General features: G+C 36.7%; 18 protein-coding genes. 13 read left to right on the top strand and 5 right to left on the bottom strand.

All coding sequences use genetic code 11. The features are described from left to right. The first annotated feature begins 72 nt into the window (after window positions 1–72). From F7984_RS17790 to F7984_RS17780, 3 genes are all read left to right on the top strand, one after another. Window positions 73–981 carry an LCP family glycopolymer transferase gene (locus F7984_RS17790; RefSeq protein WP_140461869.1) on the top strand — a complete coding sequence of 303 codons (909 nt, stop codon included), beginning with the start codon at window positions 73–75 and terminating at the stop codon, window positions 979–981. A 187-nt stretch (window positions 982–1168) separates the two neighbouring features. Beyond that, window positions 1169–1498 carry a hypothetical protein gene (locus tag F7984_RS17785; protein WP_066105755.1) on the top strand — a complete coding sequence of 110 codons (330 nt, stop codon included), beginning with the start codon at window positions 1169–1171 and terminating at the stop codon, window positions 1496–1498. 548 nt (window positions 1499–2046) lie between these two features. Beyond that, on the top strand, window positions 2047–2541 hold the full coding sequence (locus tag F7984_RS17780) for a VanZ family protein (protein WP_140461868.1): 495 nt from the start codon (window positions 2047–2049) through the stop codon (window positions 2539–2541). A 214-nt stretch (window positions 2542–2755) separates the two neighbouring features. Here the strand turns inward: F7984_RS17780 and F7984_RS17775 are convergent, their stop codons facing one another. Next, the gene (locus F7984_RS17775; RefSeq protein WP_066105763.1) at window positions 2756–3673 is read right to left on the bottom strand and encodes a helix-turn-helix domain-containing protein; all 918 of its coding nucleotides are present in this window, start codon (window positions 3671–3673) and stop codon (window positions 2756–2758) included. Window positions 3674–3872: 199 nt separating this feature from the next. Here F7984_RS17775 and F7984_RS17770 point away from each other — a divergent pair, with 199 nt between their 5' ends. After that, on the top strand, window positions 3873–4565 hold the full coding sequence (locus F7984_RS17770) for a hypothetical protein (protein ID WP_140461867.1): 693 nt from the start codon (window positions 3873–3875) through the stop codon (window positions 4563–4565). A gap of 366 nt (window positions 4566–4931) precedes the next feature. Here F7984_RS17770 and F7984_RS17765 read toward each other — a convergent pair whose 3' ends face one another. From F7984_RS17765 to F7984_RS17750, 4 genes are all read right to left on the bottom strand, one after another. After that, window positions 4932–5603 (bottom strand): TcaA second domain-containing protein, encoded by a 672-nt coding sequence (locus tag F7984_RS17765; protein ID WP_140461866.1) that lies wholly within the window; start codon window positions 5601–5603, stop codon window positions 4932–4934. 976 nt (window positions 5604–6579) lie between these two features. Further along, window positions 6580–7152 (bottom strand): DUF6944 family repetitive protein, encoded by a 573-nt coding sequence (locus tag F7984_RS17760; protein WP_140461865.1) that lies wholly within the window; start codon window positions 7150–7152, stop codon window positions 6580–6582. A gap of 116 nt (window positions 7153–7268) precedes the next feature. After that, window positions 7269–9341 (bottom strand): N-acetylmuramoyl-L-alanine amidase family protein, encoded by a 2073-nt coding sequence (locus F7984_RS17755; RefSeq protein WP_192796824.1) that lies wholly within the window; start codon window positions 9339–9341, stop codon window positions 7269–7271. A 291-nt stretch (window positions 9342–9632) separates the two neighbouring features. Next, window positions 9633–10397 (bottom strand): SGNH/GDSL hydrolase family protein, encoded by a 765-nt coding sequence (locus tag F7984_RS17750; protein WP_140461863.1) that lies wholly within the window; start codon window positions 10395–10397, stop codon window positions 9633–9635. Window positions 10398–10956: 559 nt separating this feature from the next. Here F7984_RS17750 and F7984_RS17745 point away from each other — a divergent pair. The 9 genes from F7984_RS17745 (at window position 10957) to F7984_RS17705 (ending at window position 20580) form a co-directional block, all read left to right on the top strand. Beyond that, window positions 10957–11700, top strand: coding sequence for a YveK family protein (locus F7984_RS17745; protein ID WP_140461862.1), 744 nt, complete (start codon window positions 10957–10959; stop codon window positions 11698–11700). Further along, the gene (locus tag F7984_RS17740) at window positions 11690–12388 is read left to right on the top strand and encodes a CpsD/CapB family tyrosine-protein kinase (RefSeq protein ID WP_140461861.1); all 699 of its coding nucleotides are present in this window, start codon (window positions 11690–11692) and stop codon (window positions 12386–12388) included. Before F7984_RS17745 ends, F7984_RS17740 begins: the two co-directional genes overlap by 11 nt. An 87-nt stretch (window positions 12389–12475) precedes the next feature. Then, window positions 12476–13240, top strand: a complete 765-nt coding sequence (locus F7984_RS17735) for a tyrosine-protein phosphatase (protein WP_140461860.1) — start codon at window positions 12476–12478, stop codon at window positions 13238–13240. Between the two features lie 343 nt (window positions 13241–13583). Then, the gene (galU, locus tag F7984_RS17730) at window positions 13584–14459 is read left to right on the top strand and encodes a UTP--glucose-1-phosphate uridylyltransferase GalU (RefSeq protein WP_140461859.1); all 876 of its coding nucleotides are present in this window, start codon (window positions 13584–13586) and stop codon (window positions 14457–14459) included. Between the two features lie 59 nt (window positions 14460–14518). Further along, entirely contained in the window at window positions 14519–16348 is a 1830-nt protein-coding gene (locus F7984_RS17725) for a polysaccharide biosynthesis protein (protein WP_140461858.1), read from the top strand. 395 nt (window positions 16349–16743) lie between these two features. Continuing rightward, window positions 16744–17985, top strand: coding sequence for a DegT/DnrJ/EryC1/StrS family aminotransferase (locus F7984_RS17720; RefSeq protein WP_140461857.1), 1242 nt, complete (start codon window positions 16744–16746; stop codon window positions 17983–17985). Continuing rightward, window positions 17978–18589, top strand: coding sequence for a sugar transferase (locus F7984_RS17715; RefSeq protein ID WP_140461856.1), 612 nt, complete (start codon window positions 17978–17980; stop codon window positions 18587–18589). Before F7984_RS17720 ends, F7984_RS17715 begins: the two co-directional genes overlap by 8 nt. A gap of 31 nt (window positions 18590–18620) precedes the next feature. Then, window positions 18621–19346, top strand: a complete 726-nt coding sequence (locus tag F7984_RS17710) for a GNAT family N-acetyltransferase (protein ID WP_225983631.1) — start codon at window positions 18621–18623, stop codon at window positions 19344–19346. A 34-nt stretch (window positions 19347–19380) separates the two neighbouring features. After that, window positions 19381–20580 carry a glycosyltransferase family 4 protein gene (locus F7984_RS17705; RefSeq protein WP_140461855.1) on the top strand — a complete coding sequence of 400 codons (1200 nt, stop codon included), beginning with the start codon at window positions 19381–19383 and terminating at the stop codon, window positions 20578–20580. Window positions 20581–20587: the final 7 nt, after the last annotated feature.

Raw genomic sequence — 20587 nt, 5'->3', positions numbered from 1 at the left:
GATCAAAAAAACGTATGAAAAGGGGGAGGAAAGTAGAAGACTAAAGATAAAAACTAAAAAGAAGAGAATGCGATGAATGTAAATCGAGGTGCAGATAAACGAAAGAAATATAGATGGTTATGGATTTCCGGGTTCGTAATTGTAATTGTCCTGGTTGTCGGATATCCGATTTATCAGGCCTTTCAAGCAATAAAGGATCCACTGCGAGAACGCCAATCACCCTATCGAGAAGAACAGATTGATTTAACTAAAAAAGAGCCATTTTCATTATTGCTGCTTGGTATAGATACAAACGGCAGACCGGATACAACAATGGTCATAACGGTCAATCCGGAACACAATAACATTAAAATGCTTGGTATTCCACAGGATACAAGAGTAAAAATTGCTAGAAGCAAGAATTGGGATAAAATCAGCGATGCCTATCAAGAAGGCGGAGCGGAACTGTCGATGGAGACAGTTGAACAGTTTTTCGGAATCCCGATTGATTATTATGTGAGCATCAATACGGATGGGGTGGAGGAGCTGGTGGACGCCATCGGAGGTATTACCGTTGAAAACCAGTTAGACTTCTCTTATGATGGCCAACATTTTGCTAAAGGTAAAATCCAGTTAAATGGTGAAGAGGCATTGGCCTATATGCGCATGCGCCAGCTGGAGCCAAATGGTGAAGAAGGGCGGCAACAACGCCGGTACGAGGTCATTGGAGAGGTAATTCGAACAGGTGCCAATATCCGAAGCTTAACTCACTATGATCAAATCGCTACTACCTTAATGAATAATGTGAAAACAAATATCACAATTTCAGAGATGATAAAAATAAAAAATAACTATAAGGAGGCAGTTCAGCATATTGATCATATCAGTATGGAAGGCACAGCTGAAAAAATAAATGGAATCTATTATGAGGTAATTCGCGCGGAAGAGGTCAAAAGAATTAAAGGAATTTTACAAAAACATATGGAATATTTTAGGGATTAAAGGTAGAATAAAGAATATAAAATATTCGTCTAGGAATATTCCTGGAGTTATAAAAATATGCGCCAGAGCGAGCATTTTTGAATAAACATGTAAGAATATTGGTGTTTTACTCATATGTGGTCAGGCCACCTTCATAGGCACTCCTGTTATACTAGGAACAAATAACCAATGAAGGAGGCTGGGCATAGTGGAGTTAAACGTAAAAGTACAACCAAAGTTTATTGACGGTGAGTGTTCAATTGAATTTTCGTTCTCTTTTGATTGGGAAAACATGAAAATTGGTGAAGCGGTTATTCTGACATGTGAAGAGGAAATGGACGCTCAACTTATTGAAGAAAAGCCGATGCTAAACCCTAAGAAACGTGAAACAAAATACCCGAAAATTGCCTTTGTCACGGACCTAGCAGTCATAGACGGACATAAAACAGCCGCTATTAATGAAATCAAAAAATTTCTAAACGTCATTGGAATCCAAAATATTCGTTACCAAGATAATCGACTAGCCAGTATGGCATAAATCATATAAGGTAAGACCAAATTTTGCTCTTAGGAGGCGGGATTTGGTCTTTTTGCATTTATAAGAGATGAAGTAGCAATTACCGGGTAAAAGTTCTCTCTGGGTGTTTTAAGGCAATACTGTTATTGGAGAGAATGCAATGACTAAAAGACTATCTTTCTTTAAATGTAGGCATAAAAAGAGATTTTTGGGAAGAATGAACAAACAGGATCTGTTCATATGTCCCTAGAGACGTTAATTTATCGGCTTATATTACTAAATTAGGGATATTAGCAATCTATTGAGCGATTTGTACTGTAAATGAGCTAATTCCCGATAATGCCTCTCCGTTTCATACCTATTAAAAAGTAACCACCCTAAAAGATTAGCCAAAACCGTAAAACAGCTCAGCAATAGGATTATTAGCCATGGTGTTTTAATATCTTTCATACAGGCAAGCATACATAGTACATACAAAACGAATTAATCAATCGATTGATTAAGAGAAAATCTCCATTCTGCAAGTCTTTGGCATTTACCTTGCGGATGAATTCCGCTAGGATAGGAATATGAATAATGACAGGAAAAAGATCATATACCGTTTAATCCTTTTATTGTTGGTTGTGGGAGTAGTATTTTATTCCTCCTCACAGCCTTATACCGAACAAAACATTCAACCGTTGCTGAGTGAGAACTTAAAGCTTCCTGATTCGGTAGTGGCTTTGCTTTCAAAAATAAGCTTCACTTATGCTGGTGTAGAGATTAGTGTGGAAGCGTTAGGGTTGCCGGGTTTTGTTGAGTTTTTTATCCGTAAGGGTGCCCATTTTAGCGTTTACTTTGTAATGGCGTTTATATTGGCCAGTATCGTCAGAGTATGGGTACAGCGAGCGGTGAAGGTAACGGCAATCACGATGGGAATTGTCTTTCTATATGCCTGCTCAGATGAATGGCATCAGTCATTCACAGGTGACCGCACGCCACTCTTTCATGATGTGATGATTGATACAGTGGGTGGATTGACAGGGATTGTCTTATATTTTGTATGGAGAAAATTTCGAAAGTAATATTTATTGGAGAGAAGCTGGAACATAATAGCTTCAAATAAGAGAAAAGGCGAATTGAATACACACAACTTCGCCTTTCTTAAAATCTAGTTGATCTTAGGCGCCGGTAAAAAGATGTATATATATCATTCAGAAAAGCTCTTTGGAAAAGTAAATATCTATGTAGATGCTTTAACGGGTGATAATATTGTTATGGTATAATAGAAAAAGCTGATCATGTTTTAGAATGATCAGCTTTTGTTATGTCTCCGTAGTGTAATTCCAAGGAACTCTTTTTTTCCTTCAGAAGGTTCATATATTTTTTATCTTCGATTAATTCGAATATCGAAATAGCCTTATTTAAATAATATATGGAATCCGAATACTTACCAAGCTTTTCAAGATTGTAGCTAACTTGATAATGTAATTCAGCCAATGGGAATAGATTGTCTTTTTCTAAGCAATATTTTATACCGTTTTTACAGTATGTAATAGATTCATCATATTGTTTCAATCGAGTATACACTCTGGCAATATTATAATACAGCCGCGGTAAAATCGAATGATCACTAATGAAAACTAAATGTGATAAATGCTCTTTAGCTTCCAAAAATATTTTTAGAGAAATCTCATTCTGATTGTCTGTAACATAGACTGCTCCCATAGACATGAGTACTTCTATTTCTCTTTCATTCCAAACTTTATCCAAAACATGTGTTAAGTCAATTGCTGACTTAAGCAATTCTATAGATTTTTCCACATTATTATTTACAGCATGCTCATAGACACCCTTGTGCCATAAGATCAGCTGTCTGTTACGCCCATTTTGCGTAAAGAGCGGATTGTCCTCTTCTAATTTTACAATTCTATTCATCTCTTCGTAGAGGAGATGGCGCCGCGTCAGCCGTAACTGTCTGCTTACCTCATTAACATAGTCTACTCTAGGAGTAGAACCAATTTCAAAGAAGTAGTTAACATCCACTCCTAATTTTTGTGAAATGAGATATAAGGTATTAGCATAAGGATATACATCACCTTTTTCAATTTTACTTATCTGTGCTTGTGTACATATTCCTTGGGCTAGCTCATCTTGAGATAGTTTAAGTGATTTCCTCAAATCTCTTATTCGCTGACCAATTGCGGAGAAATCCATTCATGGTATCCCCTTTCCGATAGTATTCCTATAGTTATATTTATATGTAAAAAAGTATGTATGTGCTTGTTTATATTGAATAAATTGAATCTAAAGTCCCTGTATCGAATAAACCTTTAAAAGTAAATATATGGTTAAATGTAAGTATAAACATAAACCAATTATACTTATAAACTTATGAATGAAAAGGGGAATATGTATGAAAAAGAAAATTATGTTAATCGGTGCTAGTGTGTTAGGTATCAGTGCTTTGACAGCGACAATTACTATTTCTAAAACGGATCTTGCAGAGCTCCCAACGATGTACAATGTAAAACCAACACAAGTAGCGGAGCTTCCGACTATGTACAATGTAAAACCAACGCAAGTAGCGGAGCTTCCGACTATGTACAATGTAAAACCAACACAAGTAGCAGAGCTTCCGACTATGTACAATGTAAAACCAACACAAGTAGCGGAGCTTCCGACTATGTATAATGTAAAACCAACACAAGTAGCGGAGCTTCCGACTATGTACAATGTAAAACCAACACAAGTAGCGGAGCTTCCGACTATGTATAATGTAAAACCAACGCAAGTAGCAGAGCTTCCGACTATGTATAATGTAAAACCAATGCAAGTAGCGGAGCTTCCGACTATGTATAATGTGAAGCCCACACAAGTGGCAGAGTTACCGACTATGTATAATGTGAAACCAACACAAGTGGCAGAATTGCCGACTATGTATAATGTGAAGCCCACACAAGTGGCAGAGTTACCGACTATGTATAATGTGAAACCAACACAAGTGGCAGAATTGCCGACTATGTATAATGTGAAGCCCACACAAGTAGCTGAACTACCAACCATGTATAATGTAAAACTGAGTAACGGAGTGAATACAATTGGCTAACCATATTGATGAATTTTTATATGTGAGACAGAAGGAAAAAGATGATAAGACGTCGGATGAGTTGCCAACAGTATATTAAGAAACTGTTTACATCAGAATAATTTTTCTGTACTGAGGAAATGATTTTCTCAGTACTTTTATATGGAAAAACGAATCATAAAAATGGGCTTTCTTCTACAATATTATCGAATGTTCGTTTTCTGTGCTTGATTCAAACTTCCTATTTGTAAAAGTATACTGAGAAGTTTTAACAATATAATAAGAGAATAGACCTAAGTTTCTTTTTTGTTGCTTATGATATTTCAGTATATATTTGTAAAGAATGAAATAAAAAAAGACAAAGACCGATCTTTGTCTTTCTTATCATTATTCATTTGTATCCAAGCCGACTTCCTCATCATTTAAATTCATGTTGATTTTCTCATCACTATTCCACAAAACAACCTGCTTCTTTTCGTTGATATCCGTATCATTTGTTTTCAATTTTGCCTCGACTTTGTATTCTCCCGGTAGAAGGGGGCCGACTTTCTTTTCATAAATGGCTTCGTTGGCCTTAATGACTTGTTCACCATTCACCATTAAGGTGGCATGCTTAGAATTTGTGGTGATCGTCAGATAAACTGGATCGATTTCAATTGAATAGTTGTCCGGCAGCCAGGAATTCGTATTCTTTTTCAGTGTTAAAAATCCTTCAATCCTGGGCTGTTCCTTACCTGTTTTGGATGAATCATCATCATAATATCGGGATTGTTCATGGAGAACTGTCAGAAGGCTTTGGGTGTAATCAGGATTTTTTTGAAGGTAATCCATCAAGATCTTTGTATTTTCTTCGTCAATAACCAGGTCTTCATTTGATGAGGTTAGAATCCGGGAGAGCTGATGTACATTTTGATCGGCGAGAGCGGTCTCAACTTTTTTGACAAGAGTATCCTTATCGAGAAACGGTCCCTTTATAAAATAAAGGCTAACGAATAAAAGGACAGTAAGTATAATCATTAGGGATATTTTAAATAGTGGGGATATTTTTAGATTCGCCATTTTCCTCACACCACCTTTAGGATTGGGTAATAAGTAACGGTTACTTACTTCTACTATATCGGCATATTGAAGATAATTTCAAATAATACATATTGAATTTTTTATGACAAAATACAGTAACCATCTATATGTATAGTATACTTTCAACCCGGAGGAGTTAGAAGACCAAATTAATCAATCGATTAATGAATAGGCCCAAATAAAATAATCACCCGTCAAGATACGGATGATTGGTTACTTGAAAGCAACAATGGAGGAAAAAGTGAGAAAGAAAATAAAGCGAAGGATTGTATATTTATCTTTTTAGAAGTGAACAGAGGAAAAGACCTTTAACCTACGTTCCTGCCCTACAAATATACTTGAGGTAAGGAACCATCCGATTGGCGATGATTAAAATATCCGACGCTGACTGACTGCATTCAGGATAAAGATCTTTTCTTGTTTAGAAAGCATTCTCCAACTGCCTGCTCGGATTCTCATAGTTTCGCGCCTCCTTTTTTTATACATAATTTGGAATGGTTGTACTCTATTTATACCGTAAAAAACACGAAGTGAAACAAAACAAATACCAACAAATAGTCATTTTAAATGAAATGGTTAGCCAGCAACTGTGGAAAAGTGATAGGGAAACCTGTATAACGGCTATCTGAATAGCAGAAGGTGTCGGTAAAAAGTTTAAGAAATTTAAAAAAGAACGTTTATTAGGGGATTAGACTTATTGTCATCATGGGAATCTTCTCAAGTGATACGATAGCAGCTATTTCTTTCCGACATATTCTATAAACCAACTCCCACTATCCATCAAACTTCAGGAAATCTTGTTGTCCAGAATATACTGTCGCTAATCAGCTCGTCATCTAGCGGAGGGCACAGAAAGCTGGTCCCGATATATACCTCTATTGGATTCTCCGCTTTTCTCCCTACTATTTAAAGCTATTCCTGTATGTAAAAATGTCCTCCTCCAGAGGAGGGCATCTTATTCGTTAATACCTGGTTTATTTTCATGAGCTTCCTCGAGTTGTTGAACGATGGCGGATAGAACAGCGCCAACGGCTTGAATCCAGCTTCCCAATGCAACATAGAATTGTCCCTCCTGCTGGTCATTAACTTGAATTTTAACGCCGAATGCTTGGATGACACTGCCAATGGTTTGGAGAATATTACCTATTAAGATTTCTGTTTCTCCTAAAGTGGTTTGATCGCCTAATTCATCAGCTGCACTGACTCCGCTGCCTAATGCCTGTAATAAATTACCCTGAATCGCAATATTCGTATTGGTAGGTTCAGGGAAATCAACAGCAATTCCAGTAATGACTTCCAAGGCTCCGATACTAGATATAACATTCCCTGCATATTCAAGTGAGGATTTATTATCTTGTCCGTCTGCGGCTAAGCCGGCACCGACTGCTTCCAGAGCATTCCCGACTAAATTAAGTTCTCTTTGTATTTTGTTTGGTAATCCAGTGTTTGGAGTAGAGCCGATGGCTACAACAATGGCTCCGATAGCCGTCAGCCAGGCTCCAACTATTTCTTTCAATTGATTTGGCACCCTATCACATCCATTTATGGATAATCGTTTTAGTGTATTCCGAAGGTTTAGTGATGGATTGGATTTTAGTGAAAATTAAAAGCCTCCGAGGATGATCGGAGGCTTCAGGCTGGACGTTATTTATTTTTGAAATATACATTTAAGCCATTTAAAATACCCTGTGCTGCTTTCTTGTGATAGCTGGATTGGGAAATGGTTTTTTCTTCGGCTGCATTTGTAAGAAATCCAAGTTCTAGCAAGGTAGCTGGTTGTTTATTACTCTTTATGACTTGAAAATTACCTTGTTTAACTTTCCTATCTTTCAACCCTGTTGCTTTAATCAATTCACCGTGTATAGCACTTGCCAAACTACTATTTTGATAGTAAAAAGTCTCAATTCCAGATGCTGATGCGGCTGGAGTTGCATTGTAATGAATGCTGACAAACGCATCGGCTTTTTTTGAGTTACTGATTGCTGCTCTGTTGGCTAATGAAATAAAGGTATCATTGCTGCGTGTCATAATAACAGTGGCTCCAGCATTTTCCAGTATCGTCGCTAAATAATTGGCAGTACTTAAATTAATAGTCTTTTCCTTTGTTTTTAACTTTACCCCTATAGCTCCTGTATCAGACCCGCCATGTCCAGGGTCAATCACAATAACTTTTCCTTGCACACTTTTGGAAACGATTAGTGTTTTGCTGGTAATCCATCCAATCTGGCCGGATGCCAGTTTAACCTGTGTAAAGCTACCGTTTGTATTCAGTTTCATCACACTAGAGTTTTTAGCAACTGAAGCCAATACGGTAGATTTTGAGTCAGCATTTTTATACAAAGAAGTGTTGGTGTTGGTAACCAGATACTCTGTTTTATTTGATACCGGCTGTGGTGTTTTCGTATTGACCGGTTTTTTAGTTGAAATATGTTTCATAGCAACCCAGCCAATTTCGCCGTTAGAGGTTTTCACCTTTCCCCAGGTACCGCTTTTTTGCTGAAGAGTAAGGGCGGCATTTTTCTTCACAGTCGTGATGACTTTGGATGAAGTATCCGCCTTCTGACGTACATTCAAATTGCTAGCTGTTACATAATAGGTACCAAGATTCGCAGCAGGTTTTTTAGTAGATAGATAAGAGAGACTCACCCAGCCAACTTTACCGTTTGAAGTCTTCACTTCCCCCCAGGTACCACTTTTCTGCTGAAGAGTAACCGTAGCGTTTTTCTTTACTGTTGTAATGACCTTTGCTTTAGTGTTGGCTTTCTCACGAACATTCAAGCTAGTGGCTGTAACATAATAGGTTCCGAGATTCGCGACCGTTTTTTTAGTAGAAATATAAGTCAGGGATACCCACCCAATTTTACCGTTAGAGGTTTCTACTTTCCCCCAGGAACCACTCTTCTGTTGAAGAGTTACGGCAGCATTTTTCTTTACAGTAGTGATGATCTTGGATTTGGTGCTGGCTTTTTCGCGAACAGATAGGCTACTAGCCGTAACATAATAGGTACCAAGATTCGCAACCGGTTTTTTAGTAGATAGATAAGAGAGACTCACCCAGCCAACTTTACCATTAGAGGTTTTTGCTTTCCCCCAAGAACCAATTTTTTGCTGAAGCGTAAGGGCAGCGTCTTTCTTCACAGTTGTGATGACCTTTGCTTTTGTGCTCGCTGTTGCACGTACATTCAGGCTAGTAGCTGTGACATAATAGGTTCCGAGGTTTGCTGTACCATTCGCAGGATTTGACTTTGTTAGACTTGAAATAGATACCCAACCAGTCACCTTTTTACTGGAATAATAGACGTTAACCCAGCTTCCCATTCGACCTTTTACTGAAACGGCTGTCCCTATCTTAATAGTCGCAAGAGATTTGGCAGAGGAAGAGGCCGTTTTCTTAATAGACAGGTTATTTACTTTTGCATATCCTGTCCAATTGGAATATGTAAGATATTTGCTCATTACCCAACCGGTCTTCTTATCGTATGTAATTTTGCTCCAGTTATTTTGCTCAGATTGAACTGTGACCACTTTCCCTTTTTTGATTTTTCCGATGACAGAGGATTTGGTAGTTGCCTTGGAGCGGACATTTAGGACATCAGCGTTGACTTTAGATGTAAAGCTAGCGGCATCTGCTTTCTCTGGTAACAGAGTAATGATAAATGATAGCAAAATCAGCAAACTGGCAGCTTTAATAAAATATTTTCCCAAAAGTTCTTTCACCTCTTTTTTTATTTATTCTTTTCTTTTCATCGGATGAATCGAATAGATTTAAAGAGGTTTGTAAAAGAATGTAAAAAAACTAGGATGAAAATAGGATATCTAAATTTTTTAGTGAGCAGTATTTCCTGAAATATATTTTAGTGGAGAGAGGAAAGAGTGATGTGGTGATTGTATTGGATTAGACTCAAAACAAAAAAACACCCAAAATGGGTGCTTAAGTAATTAGTAACTCTATAAGTTTAATTAATACACATCGAAAATACATATCTTATCTTCAGTGCTTTCTTCTTATTATATTCCAAATAACTTCAAGACCTCTTTACTCCAAATCTCTATCCCTTTTTCATTTGGAGCGCTCTTATCCTCATTCAAATATTCCATCAACTCGGCTTCATTCGTATAATCAGGCCAAGCTTCCCAGTGATCTATGTATGTATAATCATTTTCTGCCGCATATTCCTTTAATGCGTCCACTTGTTTCGGATAGATAGTGGCATTTGGGATAGGATGAGTAGGCATAAGAATCACGTAAAGATCCTCATTGATCGATTGTAATTCTTCAATGATAGTAGAAATATTATCGTGATTATCCTCCACTTCAACATTGCCATTATCAGCCAGGGTCAGAGTTTCAAGAATAAGAACATCTGGCTTCGTTTCTTGATAATCACTGATTAAGCCTTCTTCTATTAATTCGGTGGAGGTGCCGGCAAACTCTATGTAAGATACCTTTACGCTATCTTCAAATTCATCCTTTATTTCCTGGCTAATTGTTTTTCCTAAACCGCTATCCTGATCTCCTAATGCTTTGGAGCCGGCAATCAAGATGTTAGCTTTTTTATGGTTGCTAACCCCTTTTTCAAGGGCGCTCTTAAGTTCCTCATTTTCTACAATTTCAAATTGAGAGGAGGGATTCTCTTCTTTTTTGGGTTCAGCTTGCTTCTTTTCATTCTCCATAGCAACAGTTTGTTCAATTTGATTACTCCAGTATGACTGTCCAAAAACTATAACAAGAACGGTGAATATTGTAAGGAAAAATATTGTGACATATTTCATGTTCCATCCTCCAGCTGACAAATATGATTTTTATTGTTTTGAATAAATAAGTCTAATTCCCTCTATTAGTATCACTGTTTCATTTACCCAAAAAGTAGAAAGGAGTTAGTAGGTTGACTCAATTACAGTTTAACGCAGACGTAGATTTTTTTAAAGAGTCTGACATAAAGTAAGATTTAGATAATGACTATAAATATATAAAGATAAGTAATTAAGAAATTAAAAGTCGTCTTCTTTAGTATTAAAATTAGAGAATAAAGTGTATTATTACAATAAACATATTTCTAAAATTTAAGTATTATTTTCCACTTTAAAAATTACGCATTTTCAATTATCTTAGTAATGGAAGTTTTCAGAACGTAGAGTATACGAGACGTTGAATTTTATTTTCGCACAAACTGTGATATTACTCACTAGCTTTAAGACTAAACGACATATCATTTGATACACAATATATTTACGGCAAATATTATAAAAAATATATAAAATTAACAAAAAACAGATAAGTTATTGTTGTTTTATTGTATAATGTTTAATATTATGTCAATCGGAGGATGAAATGGAAGAAACTATCAGCTTGAAGGATTTATTTGAAACCTTAAAAAAACGTGCATGGTTCATCATCATGATTACCGTTTTGGCAGTTTTGATTAGCGGAGTAACAAGCTTTTTTATTTTAACTCCAATCTATCAATCTTCCACACAGCTGCTTGTCAATCAAGCGAAGGGTGAAGAAACTGCTTATAACTACAATGAGGTTCAAACGAATCTACAACTCATCGAAACATACAACGTCATTATGAAGAGTCCAGCCATATTAGATAAAGTCATTGAGAAATTAAATTTGGATTTATCAGCGGGTGAACTGACTAATAAAATCACCGTTGCCAGTGAACAAAATTCTCAGGTAGTGAATGTTTCCGTTACAGACGAGGATCCGCACATGGCGGCGAAAATAGCTAATACAACAGCGGAGATTTTCAAAGAAGAGATTGTCGATATCATGAATGTCGATAATGTCAGTATCCTAGCGAAGGCAACGGTTTCAGAGAATGCATCACCAATAAAACCGCAGCCACTACTTAATATCGCGATTGCGATGGTAGTCGGATTAATGATTGGTGTCGGAATAGCCTTCTTAATGGATTATTTGGATAATACAATTAAAACCGAGCAGGATATCGAACGAATCCTCGATTTACCGATAATTGGTGTAATTGGTGTCATTGAAACAAGCAATACACAGATGGAGTCAAGAGCAAGAGCGAAGCGATCAGGAAGAGGTGAACAGCATGGCGCGTAAGAAAAGTAAACAGATCGGTAACGGCAATCAAAGGAAGCTTGTCACGTATTTTGAACAAAAATCACCGATTTCGGAGCAGTTTCGTACGCTGAGAACAAATATTCAATTTTCTTCGGTAGACGAGGAAATGCAAACGATTATGATTACATCCTCAGGACCGACTGAGGGAAAATCGACAACTGCTGCCAATATCGCCGTGACTTTTGCTCAGCAGGGAAAAAGGACTTTATTTATAGATGCCGACCTGCGCAAACCCTCTTCGCATTATACGTTCTCATTTACGAACAGTGTAGGATTAACAAGTGTATTAACGAGACAAATAGAGTTTGATAAAGCATTACAAATTGTTGAGCCTTTGGGCTTACATGTACTGACAAGCGGACCGCTCCCGCCAAACCCGGCAGAGTTGCTATCATCAAGAGCGATGACTGATTTAATTAATCAGGCAAAGGAGCACTTTGATGTCATTATTGTTGATACACCGCCAGTGACTGCCGTAACCGATGCGCAAATTATTGCGAATCTTTGCCAGGGAGTCGTTCTAGTAGTAAGCAGCGGACGAACACAGATAGACGATGCTATCAAAACGAAGGAATTATTATTGAAAACTGGGGCTAAAATCCTAGGTGCTGTTCTTAATAACAAAAAAATGAAGGATAATACGTACTATTATTACGGTAAGAAGTAGCAAATTAACTAGACTTTTCCATTAAAAGTGAGTAAGATAGATTCATTGATTGGAATAAATATACAACGATTGGGGTTGCTTGATGAAATGATTGACATACATAGTCATATCCTGCCAGGTGTAGATGATGGTGCACAGAGTTTAAAGGATTCAATAGACATGGCCAGGCTTGCTGTGAGCGAAGGTATCGACACAATCATCGCAACCCCGCATCATAAAAATGGTGCGTACGAAAATATAAGAACAAAACTATTACCCGAGATTGATCAATTAAATGAACATTTGGAGAAAAACCAAATTCCATTAAAGGTTCTCCCCGGCCAAGAGGTCAGGGTGTACGGTGAATTGCTCGAGGATCTGGAGCAGGGTTTGATTCAAACAATAAACCATTCCTCTTATCTCTTGATTGAATTTCCTTCAAATCATATACCAAGGTATGCAAGTACATTATTTTTTGAACTTCAACAAAAAGGTATTAATCCAATTCTGGTTCATCCGGAACGGAATATGGCCATTGTTGAAAATCCAAATCTCCTTTATGACTTTGTCCAAAAGGGCGTCAGCACTCAGCTTACGTGCGGCAGTATTGCAGGTAAGTTTGGGAAGAAAATAAAAAAAGTATCAATGGATTTACTATCTTCTAACTTAATTCATTTTGTGTCATCCGATGCACATAATGTATCAACAAGACAATTTTGGATGAACCAAGCATTAGATGAAATTGAGAAACAATTTGGTTTGGACCAAATCTATTATTTTGAAGAAAATGCAGAGTTACTCATTAGCGGGCAGACAATCATGAGAGAAATGCCGCAGCCAGTCAGACAGCGTAAGTTTTTAGGGTTATTTTAATGATGAACCAATTTAGGTGATGCCTCCTAGCCGTTATCAAAGGAGACACTCGGCCATGCTGTGGGAAGTATGATAAACTTCCTTAGATGCAAGTCATCGGTAGGATGGTGTGAGGGTGGGTTAGATGCCCATATTTATTAATATGTAAGTGATAAAAAATAAAAACGACTATAAAAATACGAAATTAAATACCCTTAATATTGATTATGAAACATAGTAATTGTAATTGTCTAATAATTTTTAGTTATTTTTGGTAATTAAGAACTTATACCTAGATGTTTTTCCTGTAAATGTAAAATATATGATTCGTTATATATAGTGATTGAGAAAAGGAGGCTACACCTTGAAAAAAGTAAGGAAAGCAATTATACCAGCTGCCGGACTTGGAACACGATTCCTGCCTGCGACAAAAGCGATGCCGAAGGAAATGCTGCCGATTGTTGATAAGCCAACGATTCAATATATTGTGGAGGAAGCGATTGAATCTGGAATTGAGGATATCATTATTGTGACCGGTAAAGGAAAGAGATCTATCGAGGACCATTTCGATCATGCGTATGATTTAGAGAATAACTTGATGGAAAAGGGCAAGTTTGATCTTCTCGAAAAAGTACAGGCTCCTTCCAAGGTCGATATCCATTATATCCGCCAAAAAGAGCCAAAGGGACTCGGTCACGCAATTTGGTGTGCACGGAATTTTATTGGGGATGAGCCATTTGCTGTTTTACTTGGTGATGATATTGTCCAGGCAGACAAGCCATGCCTTCGTCAGTTAATGGATGAATATGAAAAGACTTTTTCTTCTATTATAGGTGTACAGCATGTGCCAATGGAAGAAACAAATCGCTACGGAATCATTGATCCGACAGAGCAAAAAGGCCGCCGTTATCAGGTGAAGAGCTTTGTGGAAAAACCGGAAAAAGGTACGGCTCCATCTAATCTTGCCATCATGGGTAGATACATATTGCGTCCCGAAATCTTTACGTTTTTAGGTGAGCAGAATATAGGGGCTGGTGGAGAGATTCAGCTAACAGATGCGATTCAAAAGCTAAATGAAATTCAGCGCGTATTTGCCTATGACTTCGATGGGAAACGATATGATGTTGGCGAGAAATTAGGATTTATTGAAACATCGATTGAGTTTGCCCTTCAGGATGAAACTTTGCGCTCGGATTTATTACGTTTTATGGAAGAAAAAGTAAACTTAATTAAAAAATAAACTATTTTGGAGAAGACCGGACTTTGTATCGGTCTTTTTTAGAGGAGAGATGTTAGAACGTGACATACCGGAAAAGGCTGACCACATTGGTCCTATTAGACTCCCTTATCGTGTTGACAGCTATTTATTGCAGTTACCTTATCCTTCATCCGTATTTGGGAATTTTCAAAATGGAAACCTTATTAATTACCTCTCTAGCATTATTAATCTGCCATCATGTATATGCATTTATCTATAAACTTTATAACAAGGCATGGGAATATGCGAGTGTACGAGAGTTAATTGCGATAGTAACAGCAGTTACGTTATCAATTTTAACGACTTCTGTCATTCAGCTAATCGTTTTTCAGGATGTGTACGTACGGGCTTTAGGAATCACCTGGATGATTCATATTCTTTTGATCGGAGGATCACGATTTTCCTGGAGAGTTATCAGAGATCGTTACATCAACACATCTGATGCAACAAAAAAGCGTACGTTAATTATTGGAGCTGGTGCAGCCGGAACTATGGTAGCAAGACAACTGCTTCATAAGGTGGACTCTGATTTACTACCTGTTGCCTTTATTGATGATGATTCAAATAAACAAAGACTTGAATTCCACGGGTTACCAGTGATAGGTGATACGGCCTTTATTCCAATGGCTGTTGCCTTACATGAGATTGAAGTCATTATTATTGCAATTCCATCCCTGTCAAAGGGTGAGATAAAACGTATTTACGAGGAATGCTCAAAAACAATGGCGAAGGTTCAAATCATGCCAATGATTGAAGAAATCATGTCTGGCAATGTATCCGTCACACAGTTTAGGGATGTAGAAGTTGAGGATTTATTAGGACGCGAACCAATTCAGCTGGATATTAGTAGTATTTCTGAATATGTGGAAGGAAAAACTATTCTAGTTACAGGTGCTGGAGGCTCGATTGGTTCTGAAATATGTCGTCAAATATGCAAGTTTACTCCAGGTAAACTCCTGTTGTTGGGACATGGAGAAAACAGCATTTATTTAATCGATATGGAATTAAGAAAACAATATGGTGAATCTATTGAAATAGTTCCGATTATTGCAGATATACAGGATCGAAATCGAATTTTTGATGTGATGGACGAATATAAACCAGACGTTATTTATCATGCGGCAGCACACAAGCATGTCCCGTTGATGGAATATAATCCGAGAGAAGCTGTGAAAAACAATATTCTAGGCACTCGGAATGTAGCAGAAGCGGCAGATACGTTTGGGATTGGTACTTTTGTAATGATTTCAACAGACAAGGCTGTGAATCCCCCTAATGTAATGGGAGCAACAAAGCGATTTGCTGAGATGATTATTCAGAATTTAGCGAAAGAAAGTAAGACGAAGTTTGTTGCAGTACGGTTTGGAAATGTGTTAGGTAGCCGCGGCAGTGTTATTCCATTATTTAAGAAACAAATCCAAACAGGTGGTCCTATAACGGTTACACATCCAGACATTACAAGGTACTTTATGACGATTCCGGAAGCTTCACGGCTTGTGATGCAGGCAGGAGCATTGGCTCGTGGAGGAGAAATATTTGTTCTGGATATGGGTGAACCAGTTAAAATTGTAGATCTTGCTAAAAACCTGATTACTCTTTCAGGGTATACAGTAGATGAAATTGGAATAAAATTCTCAGGTTTAAGGCCTGGTGAGAAGATGTATGAAGAGCTGCTTAATGAAAATGAGGTTCAGAAGGGACAAGTGTTCCCGAAAATTTTTATTGGGAAAGCGGAGCCGATGGATAAGCACGAACTTTATGGAATAATGGAAAAGCTTCTTGATAAGGATTCTATTGAGTTGAAAGAAACGCTTGTTGGAATCTCTAATACAAAGTTTGGTGAGAAGCAGTCGATAGTGATTGGTAGTTAGAAAGAAGCTGAATCTACTTATAGTGGACTATCCAAATATTCAATTTAAAACTAATTTTGCAAGGTAAATAACCTCTCACTTGCTAAGAAAAGGTTATGGAGATAAAGTATAGTCTTTTCTATCTGTGGGGCAGAATGTTGGTTGGTGATTGAAAAAAGTTGCCAACCAACTTTCTATGAGGTAGCAAATAAATAATAGGAAGAAACATAGCTGAGAGTGTTAGGTGAGGCATTTCGAATATGTATTTATAGGTAATTACAAGGTATCTAAACTTGATATTGGAATTTTAGTGGTTTAGTAGTTCATTGGATATTGGAGATCTAATTAGGTACTAAACTATTAAAACTATCTTTTACTTTGATATAAATTTTTAAAAAAAAGAGGGACTAATAATAATGATTAATACTAAATTCAGAAATATCCCATTTTCCCCTCCAGATATTACAGATGCTGAAATTGAAGAAGTTATAAAGGCTATGCAATCTGGGTGGATTACAACAGGACCGAAAACAAAGGAATTTGAAAAGAAAATTGCGGAGTATATTGGTACTAATAAAGCTGTATGTCTAAATTCTGCAACTGCGGCAATGGAACTTACTCTTCGTATATTGGGGATTGGTCCTGGTGATGAGGTAATAACTTCAGCTTATACCTATACAGCAACGGCTTCTGTTATTGATCATATCGGGGCAAAAATTGTGCTCGTTGACACAGCTTCCGATTCTTTTGAAATGGATTATTCGAAATTAGCAGATGCAATTACAGAAAGAACCAAAGCAATTATACCTGTGGATATTGCAGGCAAGATGTGTAACTATGATCTCGTCTATGAAATCATAGAAAGCAAAAAACAGCTATTTAAACCTAATAATGAAATTCAGAGTTTATTTAATAGAGTCATTATAATGACGGATGCCGCCCATGCTTTTGGGGCTCAAAGAAATGGATTGAATTGTGGTCAAGTTGCTGATTTTACATGTTTCTCTTTTCATGCAGTAAAGAATTTGACGACTGCTGAGGGTGGGGCAGTTGTTTGGCGTAACGACCTTGGATTAGATGATGAGTGGTTATACAAGCAATATATGTTATACAGTCTACATGGACAATCGAAAGATGCGCTAGCGAAAACACAAAAAGGTGCTTGGGAATATGATATTATTTACCCGGCTTATAAGTGCAATATGACCGATATTATGGCTGGGTTTGGATTGATTCAACTTAATAGATATAAGAGCTTATTAGAGAAACGAAAAACGATAATCGAAATGTATGATAAAGAGTTATTACCGCTAGGAATTCAACATTTACAACATTACGGTGAAGATTTCACATCATCCGGTCATCTTTATTTAACAAGGATTCCAGGAATCAGTGAAGAACAACGAAACGAGATAATTGTTAAAATGGCAGAGGCAGGCATTGCATGTAATGTACACTATAAACCACTACCAATGTTTACTGCCTATAAGAATTTAGGTTTCTATATTGAGGACTATCCTAATGCATATAAGCAGTACGTTAATGAGATTACTCTCCCTCTTCATACTTTATTAAGTAAAGAGGATGTATTATATGTGGTTGAAAATTACAAAAAAATATTGAATGAGATGAAGGTAGGTACTGTGAATAATGTATAAGGCTTTTTTGAAGAGGGTGCTCGATTTATTACTAGCTCTACTAGCACTTCCAATTTTGTTCATAATCCTTGTTATATTAGGACCAATCATATACATCCAAGATAAAGGATCTATTTTCTATAATGCACCGAGACTTGGTAAGGACGGAAAGGTATTTAACATGTACAAGTTGCGCTCTATGAAAATGAATGCTCCTGACCTTAGAAATGATGATGGCTCGACTTTTAATGCAGCAGATGATCCTAGATTAACCAGGGTAGGGAAGTTTATTCGTAAAACAAGTTTGGATGAAACTCCACAGTTACTAAATATCATAAAAGGTGACATGAGTATCATTGGCCCTAGACCTGACTTGCCTGAGCACCAAGAATTATATGAAGGTAATGAGGGAAGAAAATTAGAAATTAGACCGGGGGTTACTGGGTATAATCAGGCCTATTTCAGAAATACTGTACCGTGGAAAGAGCGAATTCAAAATGATATTTATTACATTGATAACCTTTCTTGGTGGTTGGATATGAAAATCTTTTTCAAAACAGCAATCTCTGTTTTGAAACGAAAAGATGTATTTGTAACAGAAAACAGTACGAATTCTGATAAATAGATTGGAAAGGGAATGTAAGGGGGATATTGTTTTGAAAACGAATGCAGTAACTTTTGATGAATTAAGATGGGATACAGATTTTTTTGGGATATCTAGTGCCAGAGCAACCTTGCATAGACCTCTTACACAAAATGAGTGGTTAGAATTAAAGGTAAAGTTCGAAGACTATCAATTTATATCAATTGTGAATGAACAATCTGAGCCGGGTAACTCACAGTTAATTGGAAAGGATACACATGCCTTTTTAGCTGATGTTAATGTTCAATTCAAAAGAAAACTAGGAGAACAATTCACAGGGCCAAGTGACATTTCAATCCAATCATGTTTAGAAAGAAATAACTTGATTATTGAATTGGCAGACTTTCAGTATTCAAAATTCTCCGAGGATCCTGAATTTGCGAATAGAGGTGGAGAAAAAGTATATTCACAATGGCTTCTCAACGCCTTTGAAAAGCCTGATAAATATTTTGCCCTTTCTAAGAATCAAAAAGGTGAATTAAATGGTTTCCTTTTATTCTCATACTCTAATGATGTATGTATAGTTGAGCTAATCGCAGTGTCTAAAAAGTGTACTAATAGTGGTACAGGTACGCGATTATTTAGAGCTGTAGAAGCAGAAGCCTATAAACAGGGATCAAAGGAAATTCAAGTTGGTACACAGATTAGAAACATAGGTGCAATAAACTTTTATCATAAGGTTGGATGTAAGCAGGTTGGTTGTCACCAAGTTTTTCATTTGTGGAATAAGGCTGTATAAAAAGTTTTATGGTTGAAGATGGGGAGAGGTTATCTTGAAGGTCTTATATATTGCAACATCATTTCCGGAACCAGATAAAGGAGCTACAATTTACACTGATTTAGCAGAAACTTTACATGAAGCAGGTCATGATATTACTGTGGCTGTGTCAGAACAAGTGAGAAATAAACAGTATACAGAAATGAAAAAAGAAAGAGGTTTCGAAGTTCTTCGTATAGTTACTGGAAATTATTATGATGTAGGGTTTATAGAAAAAGGAATTACTACCTTAAAGATTCCAGTTCTTATGAGGCAAGGGATTAAAAAGTTTTTAGGAGAAAGAGAGTTCGACTTTATCTTATTTGAATCTCCTCCAGTGACTATTGCTTCATTAGTTGCATGGGCAAAGAAGCAGTTTAACTGTCCGGCTTATTTAATGCTCAAAGATATTTTTCCACAAAATGCAGTAGATATAGGAATCATAAAAAAAAGTAGTATATTATACCGTTTTTTCAGAAGAAAGGAAAAAAAGTTATTACAAACTGCAGATTTCATTGGTTGTATGTCTAACGCGAATAAGGAATATTTGTTAGAACACAATCCTTGGATTGATTCGTCAAAGGTAGAGCTATTCCCTAATACTAAAAAGTTAACAAATGATATAAAACCAAAGGATTTCATAATGAGGAAGAGGTATGGAATACCTAATAATGCACGGGTTTTTCTTTTTGGTGGAAATATGGGAAGACCACAGTATATAGACTTATTATGTGAAACAATAAAAGAATGTAAAAATGAAAAGCATATGTACTTCCTCTTTATTGGAAGGGGAACAGACCGATATAAATTGGAGCAGACTATTAGAGAAAATGAGATTACTAATGCGCTTGTAATTGAAAACTTGCCAAGGAATGAATATGAACAAATTACTAAAGAGTGTGATATAGGATTAATCGTATTAGACCCTAGATTTACTATTCCAAATTATCCTTCGCGTATCCTTTCCTATATGGAGTACTCAAAGCCAGTAATTGCAGCTACAGATGAGGTGACAGACCTTAAAGATTTGATAGAGAATACGGATTATGGTGTGTGGGCTTGGTCCGGTGATATAAAGGATTTTATAAAAAAAGCTAAACAAATGTCTAAATCTAATAGATTAAATATTATGGGTAACAATGGTCGAAAGTATATTGAGGATCATTATAATGTATTGCGTTCGGTTGAAATTTTAGAGAGTCATTTTAAAAAGTGAGGTATGA

Origin of the sequence: Pradoshia sp. D12 (assembly GCF_008935075.1) — a bacterium.
GTDB lineage: Bacteria > Bacillota > Bacilli > Bacillales > Pradoshiaceae > Pradoshia.
Note: the sequence above shows the minus strand (reverse complement) of the source record. Positions and strands in the feature narration are given on the sequence as shown.

Excerpts from the sequence above, each read along its gene's own strand:
- F7984_RS17790 (WP_140461869.1), top strand. The coding sequence starts at position 73 with ATGAATGTAAATCGAGGTGCAGATAAACGAAAGAAATATAGATGGTTA.
- F7984_RS17775 (WP_066105763.1), bottom strand. The coding sequence starts at position 3,673 with ATGGATTTCTCCGCAATTGGTCAGCGAATAAGAGATTTGAGGAAATCA.
- F7984_RS17770 (WP_140461867.1), top strand. The coding sequence starts at position 3,873 with ATGAAAAAGAAAATTATGTTAATCGGTGCTAGTGTGTTAGGTATCAGT.
- F7984_RS17720 (WP_140461857.1), top strand. The coding sequence starts at position 16,744 with ATGATTAATACTAAATTCAGAAATATCCCATTTTCCCCTCCAGATATT.
- F7984_RS17715 (WP_140461856.1), top strand. The coding sequence starts at position 17,978 with ATGTATAAGGCTTTTTTGAAGAGGGTGCTCGATTTATTACTAGCTCTA.
- F7984_RS17745 (WP_140461862.1), top strand. The coding sequence starts at position 10,957 with ATGGAAGAAACTATCAGCTTGAAGGATTTATTTGAAACCTTAAAAAAA.
- F7984_RS17780 (WP_140461868.1), top strand. The coding sequence starts at position 2,047 with ATGAATAATGACAGGAAAAAGATCATATACCGTTTAATCCTTTTATTG.
- F7984_RS17735 (WP_140461860.1), top strand. The coding sequence starts at position 12,476 with ATGATTGACATACATAGTCATATCCTGCCAGGTGTAGATGATGGTGCA.
- F7984_RS17740 (WP_140461861.1), top strand. The coding sequence starts at position 11,690 with ATGGCGCGTAAGAAAAGTAAACAGATCGGTAACGGCAATCAAAGGAAG.
- F7984_RS17750 (WP_140461863.1), bottom strand. The coding sequence starts at position 10,397 with ATGAAATATGTCACAATATTTTTCCTTACAATATTCACCGTTCTTGTT.
- F7984_RS17765 (WP_140461866.1), bottom strand. The coding sequence starts at position 5,603 with ATGGCGAATCTAAAAATATCCCCACTATTTAAAATATCCCTAATGATT.